The sequence below is a fragment of the Kitasatospora sp. NPDC036755 genome (genome assembly GCF_040636595.1).
Classification (GTDB): domain Bacteria; phylum Actinomycetota; class Actinomycetes; order Streptomycetales; family Streptomycetaceae; genus Kitasatospora.
This window is the reverse complement of the sequence record NZ_JBEZUT010000015.1, coordinates 13,089-33,272: the sequence shown is the minus strand read 5'-3', so window position 1 is coordinate 33,272 and position 20,184 is coordinate 13,089. Positions and strand designations below refer to the sequence as shown.

The 20,184-nt window shown below is 74.0% G+C and carries 26 protein-coding genes; 12 read left to right on the top strand and 14 right to left on the bottom strand.

What is annotated here, in order from left to right:
• Window positions 1–5: 5 nt before the first annotated feature.
• The 3 genes from AB0E96_RS04105 to AB0E96_RS04095 all read right to left on the bottom strand — a co-directional run bounded on the left by AB0E96_RS04105 (window position 6) and on the right by AB0E96_RS04095 (window position 4,912).
• Window positions 6–128, bottom strand: a complete 123-nt coding sequence (locus tag AB0E96_RS04105) for a lasso RiPP family leader peptide-containing protein (protein WP_359818167.1) — start codon at window positions 126–128, stop codon at window positions 6–8.
• 450 nt (window positions 129–578) lie between these two features.
• Window positions 579–824: a DUF4287 domain-containing protein gene (locus tag AB0E96_RS04100; protein ID WP_359818164.1), complete on the bottom strand. Its 246-nt coding sequence runs from the start codon at window positions 822–824 to the stop codon at window positions 579–581.
• 98 nt (window positions 825–922) lie between these two features.
• Complete coding sequence (locus AB0E96_RS04095) at window positions 923–4,912, bottom strand: Pls/PosA family non-ribosomal peptide synthetase (RefSeq protein WP_359818162.1); 3,990 nt, start codon at window positions 4,910–4,912, stop codon at window positions 923–925.
• Between the two features lie 537 nt (window positions 4,913–5,449).
• Here AB0E96_RS04095 and AB0E96_RS04090 point away from each other — a divergent pair.
• The 3 genes from AB0E96_RS04090 (at window position 5,450) to AB0E96_RS04080 (ending at window position 7,839) form a co-directional block, all read left to right on the top strand.
• The gene (locus AB0E96_RS04090; protein ID WP_359818159.1) at window positions 5,450–6,046 is read left to right on the top strand and encodes a histone deacetylase; all 597 of its coding nucleotides are present in this window, start codon (window positions 5,450–5,452) and stop codon (window positions 6,044–6,046) included.
• 177 nt (window positions 6,047–6,223) lie between these two features.
• Entirely contained in the window at window positions 6,224–7,027 is an 804-nt protein-coding gene (locus AB0E96_RS04085; protein ID WP_359818157.1) for a hypothetical protein, read from the top strand.
• A gap of 353 nt (window positions 7,028–7,380) precedes the next feature.
• On the top strand, window positions 7,381–7,839 hold the full coding sequence (locus AB0E96_RS04080) for a hypothetical protein (protein WP_359818155.1): 459 nt from the start codon (window positions 7,381–7,383) through the stop codon (window positions 7,837–7,839).
• A gap of 125 nt (window positions 7,840–7,964) precedes the next feature.
• On the opposite strand, the gene AB0E96_RS04075 is transcribed toward AB0E96_RS04080, so the two are convergent.
• Both AB0E96_RS04075 and AB0E96_RS04070 read right to left on the bottom strand, forming a co-directional pair.
• Window positions 7,965–8,351, bottom strand: a complete 387-nt coding sequence (locus tag AB0E96_RS04075; RefSeq protein ID WP_359818153.1) for a DoxX family protein — start codon at window positions 8,349–8,351, stop codon at window positions 7,965–7,967.
• Window positions 8,352–8,468: 117 nt separating this feature from the next.
• Window positions 8,469–8,945 carry a carboxymuconolactone decarboxylase family protein gene (locus AB0E96_RS04070; RefSeq protein ID WP_359818151.1) on the bottom strand — a complete coding sequence of 159 codons (477 nt, stop codon included), beginning with the start codon at window positions 8,943–8,945 and terminating at the stop codon, window positions 8,469–8,471.
• 159 nt (window positions 8,946–9,104) lie between these two features.
• Here AB0E96_RS04070 and sigJ point away from each other — a divergent pair, with 159 nt between their 5' ends.
• Window positions 9,105–10,109 (top strand): RNA polymerase sigma factor SigJ, encoded by a 1,005-nt coding sequence (sigJ, locus tag AB0E96_RS04065; protein ID WP_359818150.1) that lies wholly within the window; start codon window positions 9,105–9,107, stop codon window positions 10,107–10,109.
• 81 nt (window positions 10,110–10,190) lie between these two features.
• Here sigJ and AB0E96_RS04060 read toward each other — a convergent pair whose 3' ends face one another.
• From AB0E96_RS04060 to AB0E96_RS04045, 4 genes are all read right to left on the bottom strand, one after another.
• A complete protein-coding gene (locus tag AB0E96_RS04060) occupies window positions 10,191–10,580 on the bottom strand; it encodes a hypothetical protein (RefSeq protein ID WP_359818149.1) in 390 nt (129 codons plus the stop codon).
• 502 nt (window positions 10,581–11,082) lie between these two features.
• Window positions 11,083–11,691 (bottom strand): DUF2306 domain-containing protein, encoded by a 609-nt coding sequence (locus tag AB0E96_RS04055; protein WP_359818146.1) that lies wholly within the window; start codon window positions 11,689–11,691, stop codon window positions 11,083–11,085.
• 41 nt (window positions 11,692–11,732) lie between these two features.
• The gene (locus tag AB0E96_RS04050) at window positions 11,733–12,209 is read right to left on the bottom strand and encodes an NTP transferase domain-containing protein (RefSeq protein ID WP_359818144.1); all 477 of its coding nucleotides are present in this window, start codon (window positions 12,207–12,209) and stop codon (window positions 11,733–11,735) included.
• A gap of 58 nt (window positions 12,210–12,267) precedes the next feature.
• Window positions 12,268–12,813 carry an NUDIX hydrolase gene (locus AB0E96_RS04045; protein ID WP_359818141.1) on the bottom strand — a complete coding sequence of 182 codons (546 nt, stop codon included), beginning with the start codon at window positions 12,811–12,813 and terminating at the stop codon, window positions 12,268–12,270.
• Between the two features lie 208 nt (window positions 12,814–13,021).
• On the opposite strand from AB0E96_RS04045, the gene AB0E96_RS04040 reads away from it, so the two are divergent.
• Window positions 13,022–14,197, top strand: a complete 1,176-nt coding sequence (locus AB0E96_RS04040; protein WP_359818138.1) for a helix-turn-helix transcriptional regulator — start codon at window positions 13,022–13,024, stop codon at window positions 14,195–14,197.
• 102 nt (window positions 14,198–14,299) lie between these two features.
• On the opposite strand, the gene AB0E96_RS04035 is transcribed toward AB0E96_RS04040, so the two are convergent.
• From AB0E96_RS04035 to AB0E96_RS04025, 3 genes are read right to left on the bottom strand one after another with little or no spacing between them, the layout of a single operon-like run.
• Complete coding sequence (locus tag AB0E96_RS04035) at window positions 14,300–14,767, bottom strand: NUDIX hydrolase (protein ID WP_359818136.1); 468 nt, start codon at window positions 14,765–14,767, stop codon at window positions 14,300–14,302.
• 27 nt (window positions 14,768–14,794) lie between these two features.
• On the bottom strand, window positions 14,795–15,037 hold the full coding sequence (locus AB0E96_RS04030) for a hypothetical protein (protein WP_359818133.1): 243 nt from the start codon (window positions 15,035–15,037) through the stop codon (window positions 14,795–14,797).
• Complete coding sequence (locus AB0E96_RS04025) at window positions 15,037–15,237, bottom strand: hypothetical protein (protein ID WP_359818131.1); 201 nt, start codon at window positions 15,235–15,237, stop codon at window positions 15,037–15,039. Before AB0E96_RS04025 ends, AB0E96_RS04030 begins: the two co-directional genes overlap by 1 nt.
• 118 nt (window positions 15,238–15,355) lie before the next feature.
• Here AB0E96_RS04025 and AB0E96_RS04020 point away from each other — a divergent pair, with 118 nt between their 5' ends.
• From AB0E96_RS04020 to AB0E96_RS04005, 4 genes are all read left to right on the top strand, one after another.
• Entirely contained in the window at window positions 15,356–16,198 is an 843-nt protein-coding gene (locus AB0E96_RS04020) for a helix-turn-helix transcriptional regulator (RefSeq protein ID WP_359818129.1), read from the top strand.
• Entirely contained in the window at window positions 16,183–16,389 is a 207-nt protein-coding gene (locus tag AB0E96_RS04015; protein WP_359818127.1) for a DUF397 domain-containing protein, read from the top strand. Before AB0E96_RS04020 ends, AB0E96_RS04015 begins: the two co-directional genes overlap by 16 nt.
• 160 nt (window positions 16,390–16,549) lie before the next feature.
• Complete coding sequence (locus tag AB0E96_RS04010; RefSeq protein WP_359818124.1) at window positions 16,550–16,798, top strand: hypothetical protein; 249 nt, start codon at window positions 16,550–16,552, stop codon at window positions 16,796–16,798.
• 24 nt (window positions 16,799–16,822) lie between these two features.
• Window positions 16,823–17,098 (top strand): DUF397 domain-containing protein, encoded by a 276-nt coding sequence (locus AB0E96_RS04005; RefSeq protein WP_359818122.1) that lies wholly within the window; start codon window positions 16,823–16,825, stop codon window positions 17,096–17,098.
• Between the two features lie 18 nt (window positions 17,099–17,116).
• Here the strand turns inward: AB0E96_RS04005 and AB0E96_RS04000 are convergent, their stop codons facing one another.
• Entirely contained in the window at window positions 17,117–17,791 is a 675-nt protein-coding gene (locus AB0E96_RS04000) for a CAP family protein (RefSeq protein ID WP_359818119.1), read from the bottom strand.
• A 294-nt stretch (window positions 17,792–18,085) separates the two neighbouring features.
• Here AB0E96_RS04000 and AB0E96_RS03995 point away from each other — a divergent pair, with 294 nt between their 5' ends.
• From AB0E96_RS03995 to AB0E96_RS03985, 3 genes are all read left to right on the top strand, one after another.
• Window positions 18,086–18,481: a copper chaperone PCu(A)C gene (locus AB0E96_RS03995; protein WP_359818117.1), complete on the top strand. Its 396-nt coding sequence runs from the start codon at window positions 18,086–18,088 to the stop codon at window positions 18,479–18,481.
• Window positions 18,482–18,513: 32 nt separating this feature from the next.
• Complete coding sequence (locus AB0E96_RS03990; protein WP_359818114.1) at window positions 18,514–18,891, top strand: hypothetical protein; 378 nt, start codon at window positions 18,514–18,516, stop codon at window positions 18,889–18,891.
• A gap of 76 nt (window positions 18,892–18,967) precedes the next feature.
• Window positions 18,968–19,345 (top strand): hypothetical protein, encoded by a 378-nt coding sequence (locus AB0E96_RS03985; RefSeq protein ID WP_359818111.1) that lies wholly within the window; start codon window positions 18,968–18,970, stop codon window positions 19,343–19,345.
• An 83-nt stretch (window positions 19,346–19,428) separates the two neighbouring features.
• Here AB0E96_RS03985 and AB0E96_RS03980 read toward each other — a convergent pair whose 3' ends face one another.
• Entirely contained in the window at window positions 19,429–20,175 is a 747-nt protein-coding gene (locus tag AB0E96_RS03980; RefSeq protein WP_359818109.1) for a sigma-70 family RNA polymerase sigma factor, read from the bottom strand.
• Between the last annotated feature and the right edge of the window lie 9 nt (window positions 20,176–20,184).

Sequence of the window (20,184 nt, the reverse complement as noted above, 5' to 3'; positions counted from 1 at the left end):
GGTCCTCAGGGGGCGAGGTAGTAGCCGTGGACGTCGGACTGGTTGCCGATGTCGAAGCCTCGGGTGAGGTCCGCGAAGTCGCCGAGTTCGATCAGCATGGGGGGCTCGTACACGTCGTCGTCGGTCATGGCAATGTCCTCTCGTTGGCGGGGAGTTGGACACGATCGCCGGCCGGCTGGCTCCACTCTTCCCTCTCGGTTCGCCGACGGACAAGCGCTGCCGGGGGCTTCGGCCGGATCCCGTCGGCGCGCGCGGGTGTGGTCGGCGGCGCTGACGGGACTGGTGGGCCCCGGGGTGGCGGGGCGGCGGTGGCGGCGGGAGGTGCGGCCGGTTTCGGCCAGCCTGCGGCGAAGTGGTGTAGACCTGTCCGGACGCCGGGCAGGCCCGGGCCGGGCCGGGAGTTCGTGTTCGCGGCCCGGCACCCCTGAGCCCGGGCACGCCCCTCGGTCCCGGGCACGCCCCTCGGTCCCGGGCGCGCCCCTCGGTCCCGGGCGCGTCCCTGATCCCGGATGTGCGCGAGAAGTCGGCCGGGTCGACTTCTCGCGTGCGGGAAGGGTGTTCCAGGGCCTGCGGCACGCTCAGGCGGTCTGCTCGGCGAGGGTGTGGGCGACGAGGGCGTTGGCGTGGCCGTGGCCGAGGGCGTGCTCGGCCTTGAGCCAGGCGACGAGTTCCATGTGCTTGGTGAGCGGGGAGGCGCGGATGAGGTCCTTCCACTCCGCGATCGGGCGGCCGTACTTCTTCTCGATGGACGGGAAGTAGGAGGCGGGGCCCTTCACGGCGGCGGCCTTGGCAACGGCGGCGGCCTCGGCAGCGGCGGCGGTCATGAGCGGTTCCTCTCGAAGGGCACAGCGGGAAGCGGTGCGGTCACGGATGAGGACCGTGACCGCACCGCGAACTCATCGCCCCCGCCGGGTGATCCCCGTCACACCCCGGCGGTGGCCCGGCCGCGGCGGCGGCGTCCGGCGGGCGGGGTGGGGTCGGCGTCCCAGGCGGCGACGGGGTTGCCGAGCCAGCGGCCGGCGCCGGGGACGCTCTCGCCGCGCATGACCAGGGAGGCGGGGCCGACGGTGGTGCCGGCGCCGAGGGTGGAGTTGAGCAGCACGATGGAGTGCGGGCCGGTGGTGGAGCCGGCGGCGAGGTGGACGGGGCCCAGGCGCATGACGCGGTCGTGGAAGAGGTGGGTCTGCAGCACGGTGCCGCGGTTGACGCTGGCGCCGGCTTCGACGGTGACGAGGTCGGTCTCGGGCAGCCAGTGGGTCTCGCACCACACGCCGCGTCCGATGCGGGCGCCGAGGCTGCGCAGCCAGGCGTTGAGGTAGGGGGTGCCGGTGATGGTGTGGCCGCCGAAGGGCATGGCGAGTTCCTCGACGAAGGTGTCGTAGAGCTCGTTGCGCCACACGAAGGAGGACCACAGCGGGTGTTCGGCGACGCGGAAGCGGCCGACGAGCAGCCATTTGGCGGCGGTGGTGACGGCGCAGGCGATGACGGCGGCGGCGGTGAGGACGAGTCCGGCGGCGGCGAGGGCGGCGCCCAGCCCGTAGTCGTCGCGCAGTTCCTGCAGGGCGGCGAGGACGAGGTCGCCGAGCAGGGCGGCGAGGACGATGGGCAGCAGTCGGCACAGTTCGACGCCGGCGCGCGCCCACATCAGGCGCCGGGGCGGGTCGTAGGTGCGGGCTTCGGTGCCGGTGTCGGCGACGCGGGGCAGGGCGAAGGCGGGGCGGCCGAGCCAGGAGGAGCCTTCGGGGGCGTGGGCGGGGGTGTCGGACAGGACGCCGACGAGGGAGTTGTCGGGCAGGTGGCGGCCGGGGCCGACGATGCCGGAGTTGCCGACGAAGGAGCGGCGTCCGACGTGGGCGGGGCCGAGGTGGAGCCAGCCGCCGCGCAGTTCGTAGGGGGCGACGAGGGTGTCGTCGGCGAGGAAGGCGCCGTCGTCGACGCGCATCAGGCCGGGCAGGGCGAGCACGGTGGAGGCTTCGACGCGGCGCCCGACGCGGGCGCCGAGCAGGCGCAGCCACACGGGGGTGAAGAGGCTGGCGTAGAAGGGGAAGAGGGTGCGCCGGGCGGTGTCGCTGAGGCGGCTGACGGCCCAGGCGCAGAAGGCGACCCGGCCGGTGGCGGGGTGGAAGCCGGGGCGCAGCGGGCGGGACAGGAGGCGGACGAGGAGCGCTATGAGGGTGGCGTAGCAGGCGAGGGTGAGGGCGGCGAGGGGGATGGTGGCGGGCAGGAGTCGGATGACGGCGCCGGCCAGGGTGGCGTCGGTGTCGATCATCGGGTAGACGATGAGCAGGGCGGGCAGGGCGGCGATGATCGGGACGAGGCCGAAGACGGCGAAGCCGGCGCCGTAGGCGAGGTTCCAGCCGCGCGGGGCGGGGGCCGGGGCGGTGGTGGGCCAGTCGGCGGGGGCTTCGGCGGCGGGGCGGGCCGGGGATCCGGTCCAGTGTTCGCCGGGTGGGACGGCGGTGGTGGCGGTGAGGCAGGAGCCGGGGGCGATCTCGGCGCCGGCGCCGACGCGGGCGCCGGGCATGAGGGTGGCGCGGTGGCCGACGCGGGCGCCTTCGCCGATGTCGATGTGGCCGAGGTGGAGGGTGTCGCCGTCGAGCCACCAGCCGGCGAGGTCGGCTTCGGGTTCGACGCAGGCGTGGGCGCCGAGGCGGGCGAGGCCGGTGACGGGCGGCAGGGTGTGGAGGCGCACGCCGGGGCCGACGCGGCAGCCGAGTGCGCGGGCGTAGCGGGGGGCCCAGGGGGTTCCGGCGAGGGCGGCGGTGCCGAACAGGGCGGTGTAGCGTTCGGCGGCCCACAGGCGCAGGTGGACGTGGCCGCCGCGGGGGTGGCTGCCGGGGCGGATGCGTGCGGTGAGCAGGCGGGCGCCGGTGGCGGCGAGCAGGGTGCGGCCGGGGGCGCTGTAGAGCAGGAGCAGGCCGGCGCCGACGGGCCACCAGGAGCTGTGGGGGGCCCAGGCGAGGTGGTCGCCGGTGAGGTTGTCGAGGGCGATCAGGACGAGGATCCAGCGCAGTCCGGCGAGGGAGAACATGCCGAGGAGCAGCAGGGTCTGCCACAGGCCGGCGCTGCGGGGGGTGCGGCGCACGGTGCGGGTGCGGGCGGTGCCGGTGGCCTCGGTGGCGGCGGTGCGGTCGGGCGGGGTGGCGGGGGTGAGGCCGTCGAGGTGGGCGGCGAGGTCGGCGAGGACGGGGTGGGCGTACAGGTCGGCGACGGAGACGCCGTTGTGGCGGGTGCGCAGTTCGGAGACGAGGCGGGCGGCGGTGAGGCTGGAGCCGCCGAGGGCGAAGAAGTCGTCGTCGGGGCCGGGGGTGGTGCCGAGCAGGCGTTGCCAGTGGGCGGCGAGCCGGCCGGCGGTGCCGTCGAGGGGCTGGGCGGTGGGGGCGGTTGCGGTGGTGGCGAGGGGCCAGGGCAGGGCGGCCCGGTCGACCTTGCCGGAGGTGCGGGTGGGCAGGGAGTCGACGAGTGCGAGGACGGGCACCAGGGGGGCGGGCAGGCGTTCCAGCAGCTGTGTGCGGGCGGTGGTGAGGTCGGGGGTGGCGCCGGGGTGGGCGACGAGGTAGCCGACGAGCAGGTCGGCGCCGGCGGGGGTCCTGCGGACGGCCGCGGCGGCGGCCCGGACGTCCGGCAGGGCCTGGAGGGCGGCGTCGATCTCGCCGAGTTCGACGCGGCGGCCGCCGAGTTTGACCTGGTCGTCGGCGCGGCCGAGGAAGACGAGGCCGTCGGGGTCGTTGCGGACGAGGTCGCCGCTGCGGTAGACGCGGGGTGAGGCGAGGGCGGGGTGGGCGCTGAACTTCTCGGCGTCCTTGGCGGGGTCGAGGTAGCGGGCGGTGCCGACGCCGGTGATGAGCAGTTCGCCGGTGGCGTGCCAGGGGACGGGGTTTCCGGCCTGGTCGACGACGGCGATCTCCCAGCCGTCGAGGGGGGCGCCGATGCGCACCGGGTGGCCGGGGAGCAGGCGGGCGGCGGTGGCGACGACGGTGGTCTCGGTGGGGCCGTAGGTGTTCCAGAACTCGCGGCCGTCGACGGCGAGGCGTTCGACGAGTTCGGCGGGGCAGGCCTCGCCGCCGACGATGATCAGGCGGACGGCGTCCAGGCATTCCTGCGGCCACAGGGCGAGCAGGGTGGGGACGGTGGAGACGGCGGTGACGCGCCGTTCGACGAGCCAGGGGCCGAGGTCGGTGCCGGCCTTGACGAGGGCGCGGGGGGCGGGCACGAGGCAGGCGCCGTGGCGCCAGGCGAGCCACATCTCCTCGCAGGAGGCGTCGAAGGCGACGGACAGGCCGGCCAGGACGCGGTCGCCGGGGCCGAGCGGGCGCTCGGGCAGGAACAGGCGGGCTTCGGCGTCGACGAAGGCGGCGGCGCTGCGGTGGGTGACGGCGACGCCCTTGGGGCGGCCGGTGGTGCCGGAGGTGAAGATGATCCAGGCGTCGTCGGCCGGGGTGGGCCAGGCCGGGGAGCCGCCGGGGCGGGCGGCGGGGCCGGGGTGCAGGGCGCGGCCGGGGCCGAGGACGGCGCAGACGGCGGCGTCCTGCCAGATCATCTCGGCGCGTTCGTCGGGGTCGTCGGCGTCGACGGGGACGTAGGCGGCGCCGCAGCGCAGGACGGCGAGGATGGCGGTGTAGAGGTCGGCGGTGCCGGAGGGGATGCGGATCCCGACGCGGTCGCCGCGGCCGATGCCGTGTGCGGCGAGCTGCCCGGCGAGGGTGTCGACCTCGTGGAGCAGGCGGCGGTAGTCGAGGACGGTGTCGCCGGTGTCGAGGGCGGGCGCGTGGGGGTGCGCGTCGGCGGTGGCGGCGACGATGTCGAGCAGGCTGCGGGGGTGGGCGGCCTGGGCCACCGGCCAGCCGGCCGCGGGGCCCTGGTGGGGGCGGGGCAGCGTGCCTGGGCCGGCCGTTTCGTGGCGTGCGTCCATGGATGGGTTTCCTTGGCTCCGGGGGTCCTGGGGAGGCGTGTTCTGGGGTTTTTCGGCCGTACGTCGTTCGGGTTCTTCGGGTTCTTCGGGTGCGGGAGCGCCCACTCACCATGACTCCGCTGGGAGTCGGCTGGATGCAGCGAAGGTTCGATCAAAGGAAATTCTCATCATCGATGCCGCAATAGGGCGACAACGGTATGAATCGAATGGCATTTCGCGGGTTTTCGATCGTTTTCGCTGGTGAAGAGTAATCGCCGAATACCGGAGCGGCCCGACGGGAGAGCGAAGAGTGATGAACGCCATGGCGACCGGCACCGTACCGGTAGTGAGGGGCTCGCTGCCGAATAGGGGGATTCCGGTCGGATCATCGGGCTGTTCACGGTTTTCACATCTTCGTGTGGGAGCCTTTCGCACCCCGCACCGCGGCGCCTTCCTGTGAGCGGGCCGGGCGAAGGCCCTTCCGGCTGGAATTCCGCTGACGACGACGGACCGCGGAACGGCCGCCCCGGCCGGAAAGGGAGCACGCTCGTCTGGTACGTGGCGTACGGCTCGAACCTGCACGCCGCCCGCCTCGCCCACTACCTGCGCGGCGGACGCCCCCAGGGCGCGGTGCGGGCCCACCCCGGCAGCCGCGACCCGCGCCCGCCGCGCCGGTCGGCGGCCACCGCCCTGCCGGGCACGCTCTACTTCGCCGGGCACTCGCTCACCTGGGGCGGCGGCGGCACGGCCTTCTACGACCCGGCACCGGTCGGCGAAGTCCCCTGCCGCGCCTACCTGGTGACGGTCACTCAGTTCAGTGACATCGCCGCCCAGGAGATGCGCCGCTCCCCCGGCACCGACCTCGACCTCGCCCCCGTCCTCGCCGCCGGGCGCGCCGAACTGGGCCCGGGCCGCTACGAAACCCTGCTGCACGTCGGCACCTTGGACGGGCACCCGCTGCTCACCTTCACCTCCCGCGCGGGCGTGGCCGGGGACGAGCCCACCTCCCCCGTCCCGGCCTACCTGCGCAACCTGGCCGTCGGCCTGGCCGAGTCCCACGGCTGGGGCCCCTGGCGCACCGCCGGCTACCTCGCCACCCGGCCCGGCGCGGCCGGGCACTGGACGCCGCGGGCGGTGGCGGCGCTGCTGGACTGACCGGCGGCGGGCCCGGACTCCCCCGCCGGGTGACGCCCGCACGGCGGTGCCCGCACCGCCGAACGGCCCCTCCCCACCGGGCCGTTCGGCAGGCCGGCCCCCGCGGCGGGCCCGCGGCGGCCCCGGGCCGGGGCCCCGGGCCCGGGCCTGTCGGAGGGCACCGCTACGGTGCCGCCCATGACCACCGACCCCACCGCATCCGTGAACTCCCCCACGCCGCAGTCCGACTGGGACCGCGAGCTCGCCGACGCCTTCGCCGTCCTGCTCGGCCGGCCGCTGGAGGAGTACGACCCGAAGGCCGTCTACGCCGCCCGCGTCGGCGGCAACCTGTTCGACGAGTCCGGCTTCGGGCGGGACGCCGCCTGGGTGCACCCGGCAGCCCTGCGCGGCGAGCGGCCGGTCGCCGCGGACCTCTACCTGTACGACGAGGCCGAGCGGACCCCGGACTTCGACGCGAGCCGCTCGGTCTTCGAATTCCGGCCCGCCGACGCGCCGGAGGCGGACCTGCCGGAGGGCTTCGCCGCCGCCGTCGAGGCCGCCTGCTTCCGCGGGGCGCTGCTGCGCGGCGCCGACCTCGGCGCCCTGGCCGAGCGGTACGGGGTCGACCTCGCCTCCCCCTCCCTGGCCGGCGCCTGGACCGTCCACTTCGCCCTGCTCGTCTGCGACGGCACCCTGCTGGACGCCCTGTGCGCCGCCCTCGGCACCGGCCGCACCCCCGAGGACCTGGTGCCCTTCTCGGCCGAGCCCGAGGAGGACTGGGAGCAGGAACTGGCCGCGATACCCCACCCCGGGCTCCGCGCCCACCTCGGCTTCTTCTGCACCGACGGCGACGAGGGCCTGATGCCCCTGCTGGAGGACGCCACCGCGGGCGGCCTGGAGGACGAGGGCTGCGAAGCCGTCGCGGGCTGGGAGGACGGGCACGGCCAGCTCGACGTCACCGTGGTCCGCCTCGGCGACCTCGTCGCCGGCCCGCGCCGCTGACCCCACCGCCGGCCCTGGGCGCCGAAGTGGCTGAACGGCTTCCTCGGCACCCGGGCCCACGGTGTCCTCTTCCCGCCGGCGGCCGTCCCGGTCGCGCTGATGACCGAGCGTCCTCGCACCTCCGCCACGGCCGTGTCGACATCCCGATGGCCCGTGCGGAGCTCCCCCCGGGGTTCGCGCTGTGCGACCGAGCCGTGTCGGCGCCCCGGACACACTACGGATCATGGCCGGTTCCCATGACCGTGGGCGCACGGCGCGGGCCCGGTTGCCTACCCTGAGGCGCCATGTGGACCTCCGCCCCGGCGGTGAGGCGTACAGGCCTCACCGCCGTCATCGCGCTCCTTCTCTGTTTCGTGACCCTGAGCCGGCCGGCCGCCGCCGTCGAGCCGCCCCCACCCCGCTTCGTGGTCTCCGTCGACGACGCCACCATGACGCCCGGCCAGATCTCCAGCGTCAATGTCACCTTCACCAACCGGGAGAGCGAACCCGTCCGGTTCGTCTACGTGATGCTGCGGGAGTTCAAGGCCGAGTTCCTCGGCTGCACCGGAGCGAGCTGGTGCTCGTTCAGTCAGGACAACACCGGCACGGAGGTGTTCAACCTGGCCGCGCCGCTGGTCCCGATCCTCCCGGGGGAGAGCCGGACCGTCCGGCTGCCCTTCCGCTTCCGCGCGGACCTGGACTGCGTCTCGCAGTGGACCGCGACCTTCCGGGTCTGGTACTCGTACTACGAGTTCGGGCAGGGGCAGACCGCCGAGGTCTTCGACCCCCCGGAGTCGATCGCCCACAGCACGCTGGTATGCCCCGCCGCGTGATCGGCCGCGGCCGCTGACGCGCGCGGACCGGGCACGGGGCCCGGACCGGCGGGGCGGCCGCGTCGAGATCCACCCGCGCGGGTGAAGCACCGCCCGCCGAACCCCCACCGCCCGTGCCCGGCAGGCTAGTCGAGGAAGGACTCGGGCCCGAAGCGCCCCCAGACCACGAAGGCGGCCAGCAGGACGTAGACCACGTCCACCGCCACCAGCCGGTACTCCCGGCGGCGCCACCGCACCAACGCCGCCCCGGCCATCAGCAGCACCAGCCCGAGGGCCGCCAACGGGACGAACACCGGCGCGACGCCGAGCACGGCGGGCAGCACCAGCCCGAGGGCCGCCAGCACCTCGACGACGCCGATGGCCCTGACTCCGCCCGCGCTGAAGTCCTCCACCCAGCGGCCGCCGGCCCCGGCCGCGGCGATCCTCTCCTTGGGCACGGCCGGCTTGAAGACCCCGCCCAGCAGGTAGGCGGTGGCCAGCAGCCCCGCGACGATCCACAGCGCGACGTTCACGGTGTTCTCCCTCCGGTGTCGGGGCGGACCGGTCAGCGGCCGCCGTCCTGCCGGCGGCCGCCCGTGCCGGCGGGCGTGCCTGGTCGGTGGGCGTGCCTGGTCGGTGGGCGTGCCTGGTCAGTGGGCGTACATGCCGACCTCGTAGGTGCCGCCGGGCTGGTGGGTCATCACGTTCGCCCGGTTGAAGGCGTTGATGATCGCGATCACGCAGACCAGCGCCGCCAGTTGCTCCTCGTCGTAGTGCTTGGCGGCGTTCGCCCACACCTCGTCGCTGACCCCGTCGGCGGCGTCGGCGAGCCGGGTGCCCTGCTCGGCGAGCTCCAGCGCGGCGCGCTCGGCGTCGGTGAACACGGTGGCGTCGCGCCAGACCGCGACCATGTTGAGGCGCACCGGGTCCTCCCCGGCGTGCACGGCCTCCTTGAAGTGCATGTCGACGCAGGCGCCACAGCCGTTGATCTGGCTGGCGCGCAGCCGCACCAGCTCCTGGACGGCGTAGGGCAGGCTCGACTCGGCGATGGGCTTGTTGGCGGCGATGATGTGCTTGAAGACCTTGCCCATGACGGGGCTGGTGAAGGGGTTGAGGCGGGGTTCCACGGCGGCTGCTCCTCGGTCGGCTTCCGTTGCTGCCCTTTAAGACAGAACAGCCCGCCGCTTTGTGACAGCCCCCGCCGTGACCCGCGTCACACCACCCGCCGCCGCGCCCCGGCCCGCTCCGCACTAGCCTGCCCGCAACGTTCGGAGCAGGGGGATTCCATGACGGGTACGACGGGCGCGACGGGTTCGACGGACGCGGCGGACGCGACGGGCGCGACGGACGGCGGGGCCGCCGGGTACCGGCCGCTGCTGTTCTCCATCGCCTACGGGATGACGGGTTCGGTCGGCGACGCCGAGGACCTCGTCCAGGACACCTTCCTCGCTCTGGCCCGCGCCGAGAGCGCCGGCACCGCGGTCGCCGACCCCAGGGCGTACCTGACGACGGCCGTCACCCGCCTGGGCATCAACCACCTGGCGTCCGCCCGGGTGCGCCGCGAGAGCTACGTCGGCCAGTGGCTGCCCGAGCCCGTCGTCACCACGGCCGGGCGCCCCGGGCCGGCCGAGCACGCCGAGCTGGCGGACACCCTGTCGATGGCGTTCCTGGTGTTGCTGGAGGCCCTCTCCCCGGTCGAGCGCGCGGTGTTCACGCTGCGCGAGGCCTTCGGGTACGGATACCCGGAGGTGGCGCGGATGGTCGGCCGCGGCGAGGCGAACTGCCGGCAGATCCTCGCCCGGGCCCGCAAGCGCCTGGCCGCGTCCGGGGCCGGCACCGAAGGTGCCCCCGGGGGTGCTCCCGCCGCGCCGGCCCGCCGCGCGGAGGGCGAGGAGCTGGCCCGCCGATTCTTCGCGGCCGCCGAGGGCGGGGACCTGGACGCCCTGCTCGGCATGCTGGCCCCCGACGTCGTGCTCCGGGGCGACGGCGGCGGCAAGGCCCGCGCGCTCGCCCGCACCCTCAGCGGCGCGCGCGTCGTCGCCCAGCTGCTCGCCGGGGGCCTGCGCCGCGTGCGCCGCCTGGGCGCCCGCCTGGAACCGGCGCGGGTCAACGGCCGCCCGGGCGCGGTGGTCCGCGACGCCGAGGGGCTCGTGCTCAGCGTCGTCGAGCTGGACGTCGACGCCGACGGCGCGGTGCGGGCGGTCCACGCCGTGTCCAACCCCGACAAGCTCGCCCACCTCGGGCCGCTCTCGCGGCTCGGGCTGCTCCCGGTGCCCGAGCCGCCCGAGTAGCCCGCGCCGCGCGGTGAACGGCCCGCACACGGCGAACGGCCCGGGCCCGGATCGCGGGCCCGGGCCGTTCGCCCCGGCAGGTCAGGGAGTGGTGCAGACGGCGGTCGCCAGGATGGACTCCGTCGCGGTGCCGGTGTTGGTGCCGCGCACCACCCAGGAACTGCCGCTCGGGTAGGAGTCGGTGACGAAGATCCGGAAGGCGCTGGTCTGGCCGCCACCGCCGGTCGGCACCTCGCCGGACGGGCAGCTCACCGTGGCGTACCCGTTCGCGCCGGGGGCCACGTCGACGAAGTCGCCGAAGACCTGGTCGTGCGCGGCCAGCATCGACGGGTTGGCGGCGGCCTGGTCGTGCGGGACGGTGATGCTCGGCTTGCCGCCGGGCTTGCCGTCGGCGAAGGCGGCCGCGGCGCTCGCGGCCAGGACGGTGACGGCGACGAGGGCGGTCAGGGCGAGGGGTTTGGTGCGGGCCACGGCGGCCTCCTGGGGCGTCTGAGGGTTCGTCGGCGGGGGCCACTCCCCGCACCGGCCCCCGATGCGTACCCGAACCACCCGGCCCGCCGGGGGAGGAAACGGCCGCGGCTACTCGGCCGGAGGAACACCGCTGCCCGGCCGGGCTAACCCCGGGCCGCCGGCTCCCCGCGAGCGTGTCCGCGCCGCGCCGGCGGCGGGCGCCCGGCGGCGGGACAGCGGACCGCGGGGCGGCCGGCCCGGGCCGCTGATCGGCCACCCGGTGGCCGACCTGCGCGAGCGCGGCGGCGGGGACGTCGTACGCCGGCTGGAGGAGGGTCTGATCGCCGCCCTGGGCTCGCCGGGCCTGCCGGCCGTCCGCCGGGACACCCCGCCCGGGCGCAGAGCCTGGTCGGGGTGTGGACGCCGGAGCACCGGAAGGCCGCCTCGACCGGCATGCGGATCCCCGGCGGTGCGCGACGCCGTGGCCGCGGCGCTCGGGGCGGCCTGACGGCCCGAGTGCCGCTCAGGCCGCCGCAGATGTCCGGCGGGTGCGGGTGAACCAGCAGGCCAGCAGCAGGTTGGGCACCCAGCACAGCCAGGCGATCACCGTGTAGGAGGTGCGGAAGTCCAGCCGCGCGGCCGCCACGGCGAGCAGCATCAGGCGCAGGGTGACGGCGGCGAAGGTGAGCGCGAAGCTGCGGACCATCCAGCGGCGGTGGTCGGCGACCCGCCCGTCCAGGATCGCCCGCAGCCCGGCCCCGCCGGTCACCAGCCAGGCCACCGCCAGGCAGGCGAAGCCGAGCCCGGACACCGCTCCCCCGTACGCGACGGGCGCCATCAGCAGCGCCCCGACGCCGCCGACCAGGCAGCCCAGCAGGTAGGTGACGCCGATCCCCCGGTGCAGGCGCGGACGGCGCTCGCGCAGCCGCCGGGAGAACTGCCACGGCCCGACGGCCAGGGCGGTGACCGCGCCCAGGATGTGGACGTAGAGCGGGAGTCGGTGGCTCAGGTAGGTGGCGCGCTGGTTCTCGAAGAACGTCGAGGAGTCGAAGCTAAGGTACTTCGCGGAGACGGCGACGACGAGGAGGGAGAGCACCGTCATGACGGCCCGACCGGCCCGGGTGATGCGCATGGACCGAGTCTCGGGCCCGGCGGTACGGCACGGCATCCGGGTCAACCCTGACACGATCCCCCAGTGGACCCCCATCTCCCGTGCGGGGAGGGGTGTTTGGCCTCCCGCACCATCCGCGACGGCGCCGGGCCGGGCGCCGGGGGCGGGCCGGCGGTGCCGAGCGGGTTCTGTTCGCGGTGAATCGTCAGCTCCACCTGCCGGGCGCAGGGGTGGGTGAGGGCGTAGGTCTCAACGGCTTCGGCCCCGGCGACGGGGTGGGTGCTGGTGAGCACGGCGATCCGGCGGAACCCGGCGACGGTGAGCTGGGCGAGCGCGTGGCCGAGCATCGGGGTGCGGCCGGCGTCGGTGTCGATCGGCACCAGCACCTTCGGCGTGCGGCGCAGCTCGGCATCGGGCGCGTCCCGCATCCGGCTGCCCTTTCCTCCGGCCAGGAGCAGTGCGACGGCGCGGGTGGGCAGGGACACGAGCGTGCTGCTGTAGTACGGGGCGGGGGTCTCGGTGGTGCTCCGTTCGGTCACGGGGTCCTCCCGGACGGCGGGTGGGTGGGCGTGGGGTGCCGGCCCGCCCGCTCCGGGATCACAGGAGGTTCAGTGCGTCCAGTGCGAGGTAGGCGGCGGCGGTGTCGGTCATCTCACCGCGGCGGAGCACACCGCGGCGGAGCTCCGCGAGGTCGAGGGTGACGACGTCGATGAACTCGGTGCGCTCGGGGGCGGGTTCGGCGACCCTGACGCACCCAGTGGCGTAGAAGGCGAAGCGGCGGGCGTTGGAGTAGGCGTCCAGCCAGTAGGGGCCTGCGGCGTGGACCTCGCCCTGGTAGCCGGTCTCCTCCAGCAGTTCCCTGGCGATGGCGTCCGGCGCTTCCTCGCCGGGTTCGAGGAAGCCGCCGGGCAGTTCGTAGAGCACCTGGTCCGGGCCGGGCCGGTACTGGCGGGCGAGGACTACCCGCTGGTCGGTGGTGAGGGCGAGTACCGCGCCGGCCGGACGCTCGTTCTTGAGGTAGAACTCCTCCTTCCGGCCGTCGGGCAGCTCGAACTCGACGCGGTCCACGGATCGTCCGAACTTGCTGAACACGGTGGTGCGTTCGATCTCGCGCCACGAAGCGCTGGTGGTGTCGGTCGTCATGGCCGGGACTGTACGGCCCCGTCCCCGGCACGGGTGGCCGTTTCCGCTGTCGCTTGTCGGCCGGTGCCTGGTGGCGGGTGGGGCACGTCCAGGAGACCACCGGATCGGGTGACGGCGGCAGGGCAGATCGGTAGGCAGTCCGTGGCCGCCTCGGTACGCTGATTTCTCTGCCTGGACCGGGGGTTGGGGGCGGGGCACCGTGGCGAACGTGCTGTTCAGACGCGCACGGCTCGCGCTGGGCCTGACACAGCGGCAGGTGGCGGAGCGAGTGCGGGCGCTGGTCGAGGCGGCCGCTGGGCGGGAATCGCCGTTTGACGCCGCCTACGTCTCGCGCATAGAACGTGGCCTCATCACCTGGCCGCACGGGCACTACCGGCAGGCCCTCTGCACCGTGCTGGGGGCGGGGACGGCGGCCGAGCTGGGCCTGATCGCCAAGCAGGTCCACCAACACGAGCCCGATGAGGTGAGTTCCTCGAACCGCCGAGACGTCCTGGCCGCCGCGCTGTCCGCCCTGCTGCCGTCCGCACCGCCTCTCTCGCGCCTGCGCATGGGTGACATCCGCGCCATCACCGAGCGCACCAGCGTCCTGGAGCACTGGGACCGGACCTCGGGAGGGCGGGCCGTGCGTGATTTCGCGCTGCGCGAGCTGCACACCGCGGTCGGGCTCACCGCGGCGTCGACCAGCCCGGCCGTACGCGGCGCGCTGCTCGGCGCGATCGCCCGCCTGGCGAACCTGACCGCCTGGTCCTCGTTCGACGCCGGTCTGTTCGACGAGGCCCACCCGCTGTTCCGGCTCGGCCTGACCGCCGGCCGCGAGCACGGCGGCACCGGGCTGCTGTGCCATCTGGCCACCAACGCGGCCCGTCAGGAGATCCACTTGCGCCGCCCCGAGCGGGCTCTGGAACTGGCCGGCCAGGTGGGCGGGCGTCTTCCCGCAGCGGCGCGGGCGATGCTCTGCGCCGTACGGGCCCAGGCCCACGCCCTGGCGGGCGACGAGCGGCAGGTGGCCCGCCATCTGGTCGCGGCCGAGCACGCCTACGACAAGGTCACCGACCTCGCCTCCGGCCCGGCCTGGACGCAGAGCATCACGGCGGCCAAGGTCGGCAGCGACAGTGGCTTCGCCCTCTACCTGCTGTCCGCCGCCACCGGCCGTGACAACCCCCGGGTCGTCGCCGATCTGCGCCGGGCTGCCGAGGCCGACACCGCCCAGGCCGCCCGGGTACGGGCGATGGCCACCGCCCGCCTGGCCACCGTGCTCTACCGTCAGGGCGAGCGCGCGGAAGCCGACCGGCACGCCGCCCGGGCCCACGACCTGGCGGCCACCATCGGCTCCGCCCGCCTGGCCACCGCGCTCACTGTCATGCACCACGCCGCCCTGCGGTAGGACTTCGGGAGCACAGGACCGGAAAGGCCGGTGGATCCGGCGCGAACGTCCCGGCCCGGCGCGAACGTCCGCGCCGGGCCGGGGTGGTGTGCGCGGTCGGGGTCAGGCGGCGCGCTCGCCGTGGAGGAGGACGGGCAGGGAGCGGTTGGCGAGGGCCTCGACGGCCCGGGCGGCCTGGGAGGGCGCCATGAAGTCCCGCAGGTCCTGGACGGCGACGAAGCGGGCGCCGAGCAGCCCGCTCCTGCGCCGCGAGGGGACCGTGATCCGGGTGCTGTCCGGCACGGTGCCGCCGTCGAAGACGAGGTTGAGGCGCTCCAGGTAGCGGTCGGCCGGGGTGTAGTCGACCGCGACGATGTGGCTGACGCGCACGATCAGGCCGGTCTCGGCGTGCAGGTGGCGGGCGGCCGCCCGGTGCGGGGGCTCGTTGGGGCGGGCGGAGCCGCCGGGCAGGATCATGCCGTCCAGGTAGTCCGGGTCGACGAGCAGGACGTCGCCGCGCTGGTTGCGGATCAGGACGAGGCAGCCGAGCCGGCAGACGGGGGGCTTGGCGAGCAGGCGGGGGTCTTGCATGGGGGTGGTCGTCGCTTTCGGTCGTCTTCAGTCGTCGAAGGTGAGGCGCTCGTAACGCAGGCCCTTGCGCAGCAGGTCGACCATGCGCAGGAGGTCGAGGGGACGGGCGGTGATCCGCAGGAGGTAGCTGCACGTCAGTCGGCCGGTGTCCCAGTCGACTTCGAGGGTGGGGAGGGTGACGCCGCCGATCGCGAGGACGGTGGTGAGGTCGTCCAGGACGTCGGCGGCCCGGCGTCGCTGCTCGGCGGTCGCACGGGAGAGGGTGGACATCACCGCTCCCCGGGGCGCTTGTGGACTTCGAAGGTGCGCCAGGCGCTGTAGGCGTCGCCGAAGAAGACGAAGGCGGCCAGTTCGCCACCGGGCCGGCGCAGCCACTCGCCGGTCGTCTCGTTGCGGACCCGGTAGCGGTCGGCGGCGGTGTCCCAGCGGACGCCGTAGCCGGGCAGGAGGGGTGCTTGGTCGTGAGCCATGGGAAGGGAACCCTCTGCGATCGTAGATTCACGTTCTGTGCACATGATGGCCCGCCAGCACCTACGATCGGAAGCGCAAACAACTTGACTGCGGTGCCAGCGTGGATTTGGAGCAGCCATGGTGAACATCAAGGAGATCGACCCGGAGTCCGGCCCCTGGGCCCCCTTCGCGATCCAACTCCGCAACTCGCGCAAGGCCAGGGGCCTCCTGCAGTACCAGCTCGCCCGCAAGTGCGGAGTCAGCGCGTCGTACGTCTCGTTCGTTGAACTTGCGCATCGGCCGCCGAGTAGAAAATTTGCTACCAAGGCCGACGAAGTCCTGGAGACCGGCGGGACTTTGATGCTGATGTACTTCCAGGCCAAGCACACGGCCCTGGTTCCGGGCTTCCCCGAGTACGCCAACTACGAGGCGACCGCCGAGAAGATCAGGCTCTTCGAAATCAACGTCATCCCCGGACTGTTGCAAACCCGGTCGTACGCGGTCGCTTGGGAGCAGGGCAACCTTCGGCGAGGAACCGTCACGCCCGATCAGGCCCATGAACGAATCGAGTTTCTGCTCGCCCGGCAACACATCTACGACCGCACACCGCCCCCGCTCCTGCACGCGGTGATCGACGAGAGCTGCCTCAGGCGACCCATCGGCGGCCGAGACGTCATGGTCGAGCAGCTGCTCCACCTCGAAGAGATGGCCTCCCGACCCAACATCATTCTCCAGGTGGCACCGTACTCCTTGGGCGAGAACAGGCCGTTCACCCGACTGGTACACCTCCTTACCATGCCCGACCGTAAAGAGCTTGCTTACGGCGAGACTGAACAGCGGGGCTACCTCGATCGAGACTCCGACGCGATCACCGCACTGAACAACGACTACGATCGGCTCGTGGTCGAGGCCTTGGGTCAGACCGAGACGGTAGGCGTGGTCCGTGCGGTACGGAGGGACTTTGAATGGATGTCGACCTGACTAGCGCCCACTGGCGGAAGAGCTCGTACAGCGGCAGCGGTGGTACGTGCATCGAGGTCGCCGACGGCTTCGCCGGCGTCATGCCCGTACGCGACTCCAAGGACCCCTCCGGCCCCGCCCTCCTCTTCCGCTCCTCCGCCTGGCAGGCCTTCGTCACCGCCGTCCGCACCGGCGAGTTCGACGTCCGCTGACCGCAGCGACCGGCCCCGCCGCCCCCGGGGCGGCGGGGCCGACTGCTTTCCGCCAAATTGGTCTCTACCATTGCCCCGAATCCGGGATTCCGGAAGGCTCGCCGCCGAACGCCGGGAAGCGGACTCCGGCGTTCTCGTTCGAGGTGAGGAAGACACCGACATGGCTCTTCGCAAGGCGGTTTCCACCATGGCCCTGGCCGGACTCCTGACGGTCGCGGGCGGCCTGATGGCCTCCCCCGCCGCCCAGGCGTCCACCACCCGCACCACCGGTTACACCTACGTCGGCATGTACCCGAGCGGCGCCGCGTGCGAGGCCGCCGGCAAGGCCTACGTAGCCCGGGGCGAGGCCGTCTCCTACTTCTGTGACGTCGCGCCGAACACCGCCCGTCTCTCCGTCTGGTTCTTCTAGTCACCCCCGGAGCGGGAAGTCGGCATGGCCGACTTCCCGCTCCTCCCCTACGCTGGTGGCCGGTTGGCGGCGCGGCCTCAGGAGGGCATCACGATGGACACCACCGGCATCACCACCTGGCGCAAGAGTTCGTACAGCGGCACCGGTGGCGGCGCGTGCGTCGAGGTCGCCGACGGCATCCCCGGCCTCGCACCCGTCCGCGACTCCAAGGACCCCTCCGGCCCCGCCCTCCTCTTCCGCGCCCCCGCCTGGCAGGCCTTCGTCACCGCCGTCCGCACCGGCGAGTTCGACGCCCGCTGACCATCAGCGCGGCCGCGCCTACGACTTCACCGCCGGCAGCACGTTGGCCGCGAAGTCCTGCGCCTCCTGGCCCAGCCGGTAGGAGTTGCCCGGCGGCGTGAAGTCGCACGCGATGTAGGTGTCGAACCAGAAGTCGCCGTCCGCCCGGGTACTCGCGGGGCGCAGGCCGCCCACCCGCGCGCAGCCGACCTTCGTCGTGGACTTCCACACCAGTTGGGTGAAGTTGCCGGCCTTCCTGGTGAAGCCGGGCTTCGCGAAGTCGTAGTGCTGGATCTCGCCGTACCAGACGTCCACCGACTCCTTGCAGGTGCGCGGGGTGTACGCGGCGTCGGAGTGGTCGCTGAGGTAGGCGCCCCAGTCGAGGAGTTCGCCGTAGGCGGTGCCCAGGCCGTCATGGTTGAAGCCGCCGGGCTGGGACACCTTCTGCGCCCTCGCGCGGGCGTAGGTCACCAGCTCGGGGTCGACGGTGAGCGGGGGCGCCTGGTGCTTGGCGCGGGCGGCGTTGAGGGCGGTGAGGCACTCGTTCTGGAACGCGCTGTCGGCCTGTTCCGTGAACGCGCGTTGGGCCGCGCCGGCGGTCGGTCCGGCGGCCGTCGCGGGCTGCGCCGCCGTCATCGTCGCCATCGCCATCGCCGTGGCCAGGGTGGTGGCGGCCGCGGCCCGGGCGGTCCTGCGGATCGGGGGTGTCGTCACGGTGTTCTCCCTCTCGCGTTGATCTCGCTGCACCGATCAACGCGGCCGGGGGCCGCCGGGGCACGGACCCGCGGCGGCCCGTCGGCGGGCGCGGAGGCGGCGCGCCCCGCCCCGCCGGAGCACACCGCCGTCCCGGCCCTTCCACCTGAAGGGTTCCTCTCGCACGCGCAAGCTATGTGATGGATCATCACCGGATCAGGTGATCTTCTGCCCGGCTTCCTTGTGCCCTGATCACCCCGCGCGGTGTGCTGGCCGCACGGGTCGAGGGACGACCCCACCGAGGGGAGCCACACCATGAAGACTCCGGTCACCACCGACGTCAAGGTCAGGGACAAGTCCGCCTGGGTGCGCTGGCTGCCGAACGCCCTGCCGGCCGCGGGCTACATCACGCTCGACAACACCGCCGACAAGCGCTATGAGATCACCAAGATCAAGAGCCCGGACTACAAGAACATCACGATCTACCAGACCGTCACCGACAGCGAGTCCTCGAAGATGGTGAAGCTCGACAAGGTCACCCTCTCCGCCAAGGGCGGGTTCGCCTTCGTGCCGGGCCAGTTCCACCTCATGCTGGAGAAGCCGACCCACCTGATCACCCCCGGCGACAACGCCCGCCTCATCTTCTTCCTCGACGACGGCACCGTCCTCAAGGTCAGGATCCCCGTCCGCACCTCCCCCGAGCTGTACTGACCCCGCCACCCCCGCCCCCTGGAGATCCGGACATGACGACGTACCACCTCGACCTCGGCGACAACCGGGCCGAAGCACTCGACTCCGTCACCAAGCTCACCCTCGTCGGCAGCGACCTCGACCTCGACTCCCTCCTCACCACCGGCGTCAGGGCCCCCGTCCCGCTGTGGGGCGACGTGCTGCTCACCCGCGGCGACGACCGCCACCCGGCCACCACCGCCTGGGCCGAGGACGTCGAGAACACCGCCACCCACCAGGACGTCGTCCTGATCGCCGGCGACCCGGCCGACCCCTCCTCCCACCGCGTCCGCCTCGCCGACGCCTGGGCCAGCACCACCTACCACCTGGACGAGGACGACGACCCGGACGCCTTCGTCATCAGCTTCAAGGACATCAGCATCGAGAAGTAGCGGTACCGGAGCGGGACTTCGGCCCCGCCGGCTTCCCGCTCCTTCCCCGCGCGCAGGGGGCCGGTACGCTCCGGAGATGACCGACCACGGCATCGCCCAGCCCCTCTTCCGCCGCCAGGTCGTCCAGGCGGTCTCCGCGCTGGCCGATCCCGCGCTACCGCGCCAAGTGCGGCTCGATCCGGCCGGGTTCGAGGACCTCGACTACACCGTCTGCGTCCTGTTCGACGAGTTCTGCGACACCGACGAGCCCTTCCCCTGGCTCGGGCAGAGCCTGCGCACCGAGGAGGAGGTCGAGCTGATGGCCGCGCTCGGGGTCGCCTACACCGCCGTCCAGGACGCGCTCGGCCCCTGCGCCCCCGACGCCGCCCACCTCGACGCCCCCGGCTGGCCCGCCGTCGTCGCCGCGGCCGCCCGCCTCGCCCCGCTGCTCGCGGCCAACGACCTGGCGGCGTGAGCCCCACCGCACACGCGTGAGCGGGACGCCGGCCGGGCCGGCGTCCCGCTTCCTGCTTCCCGCTGTCGGGTCCGTCGGCGCCGTCAGCGCTGTCGGGTCCGTCGGGTCCGGTAGCGCCACCGGCGTCGTTCGGGCGTGAACCGGCGGGCCCGGGCGAGGAACGGCAGGGCCGCCACGGCCACGGCCGCGACCACGACCGTCGCCCACGGCCGGCCGGCCAGGCACCCCGCCCCCAGCACCCCGAGGACGACGCTCATCACCAGGACGGTCCCCAGCGACGCCGAACCGGCCTCGGGGTCGTCGCCGGCCGGGCCGACGCCGCCGCCCACGAGGCGGCTCCCGGCGATGGCGAGGCGGGCGTTGCGGGCGTGGACGCGGGCGGTGGCCGGGCAGCAGCCCAGCTGTTCGGCGATCTCGCCGTAGTCCCACCCCATCACGTAGCGCAGGTAGGCCACCTGCCGCCGGCGCCGCTGCGGCATGCCCCGGATGACGGCGGTGACCTCCCGGGCGGCGGCGAAGTCCTCGGCGCCGGCGGCCGGTACGGCCGGGCTCCAGCGGACGGCCCCCAGCTCGGCGTGCCCGGCCGGGTCCCCGTGCGCCCGGCGCATCGCCCCCGGGACGCACCCGGCCACGCGGCGCCGGGCCACGGTGTGGAGCCAGGCCCGGGGGATCCTGACGGTGTCCCAGACCCGCAGGGCCTCCTCGAAGGTGTCCTGGACGATGGCCTCGGCGTCGGCGTCCCGCTCGGCCAGTCCCAGCGCGGCGGCCCGCGCGCGCACCGAGCGCACGAGCCCGCCGTAGTACAGGCCGTACGCCGTCTCGAAGGGCATCGCCGGCGC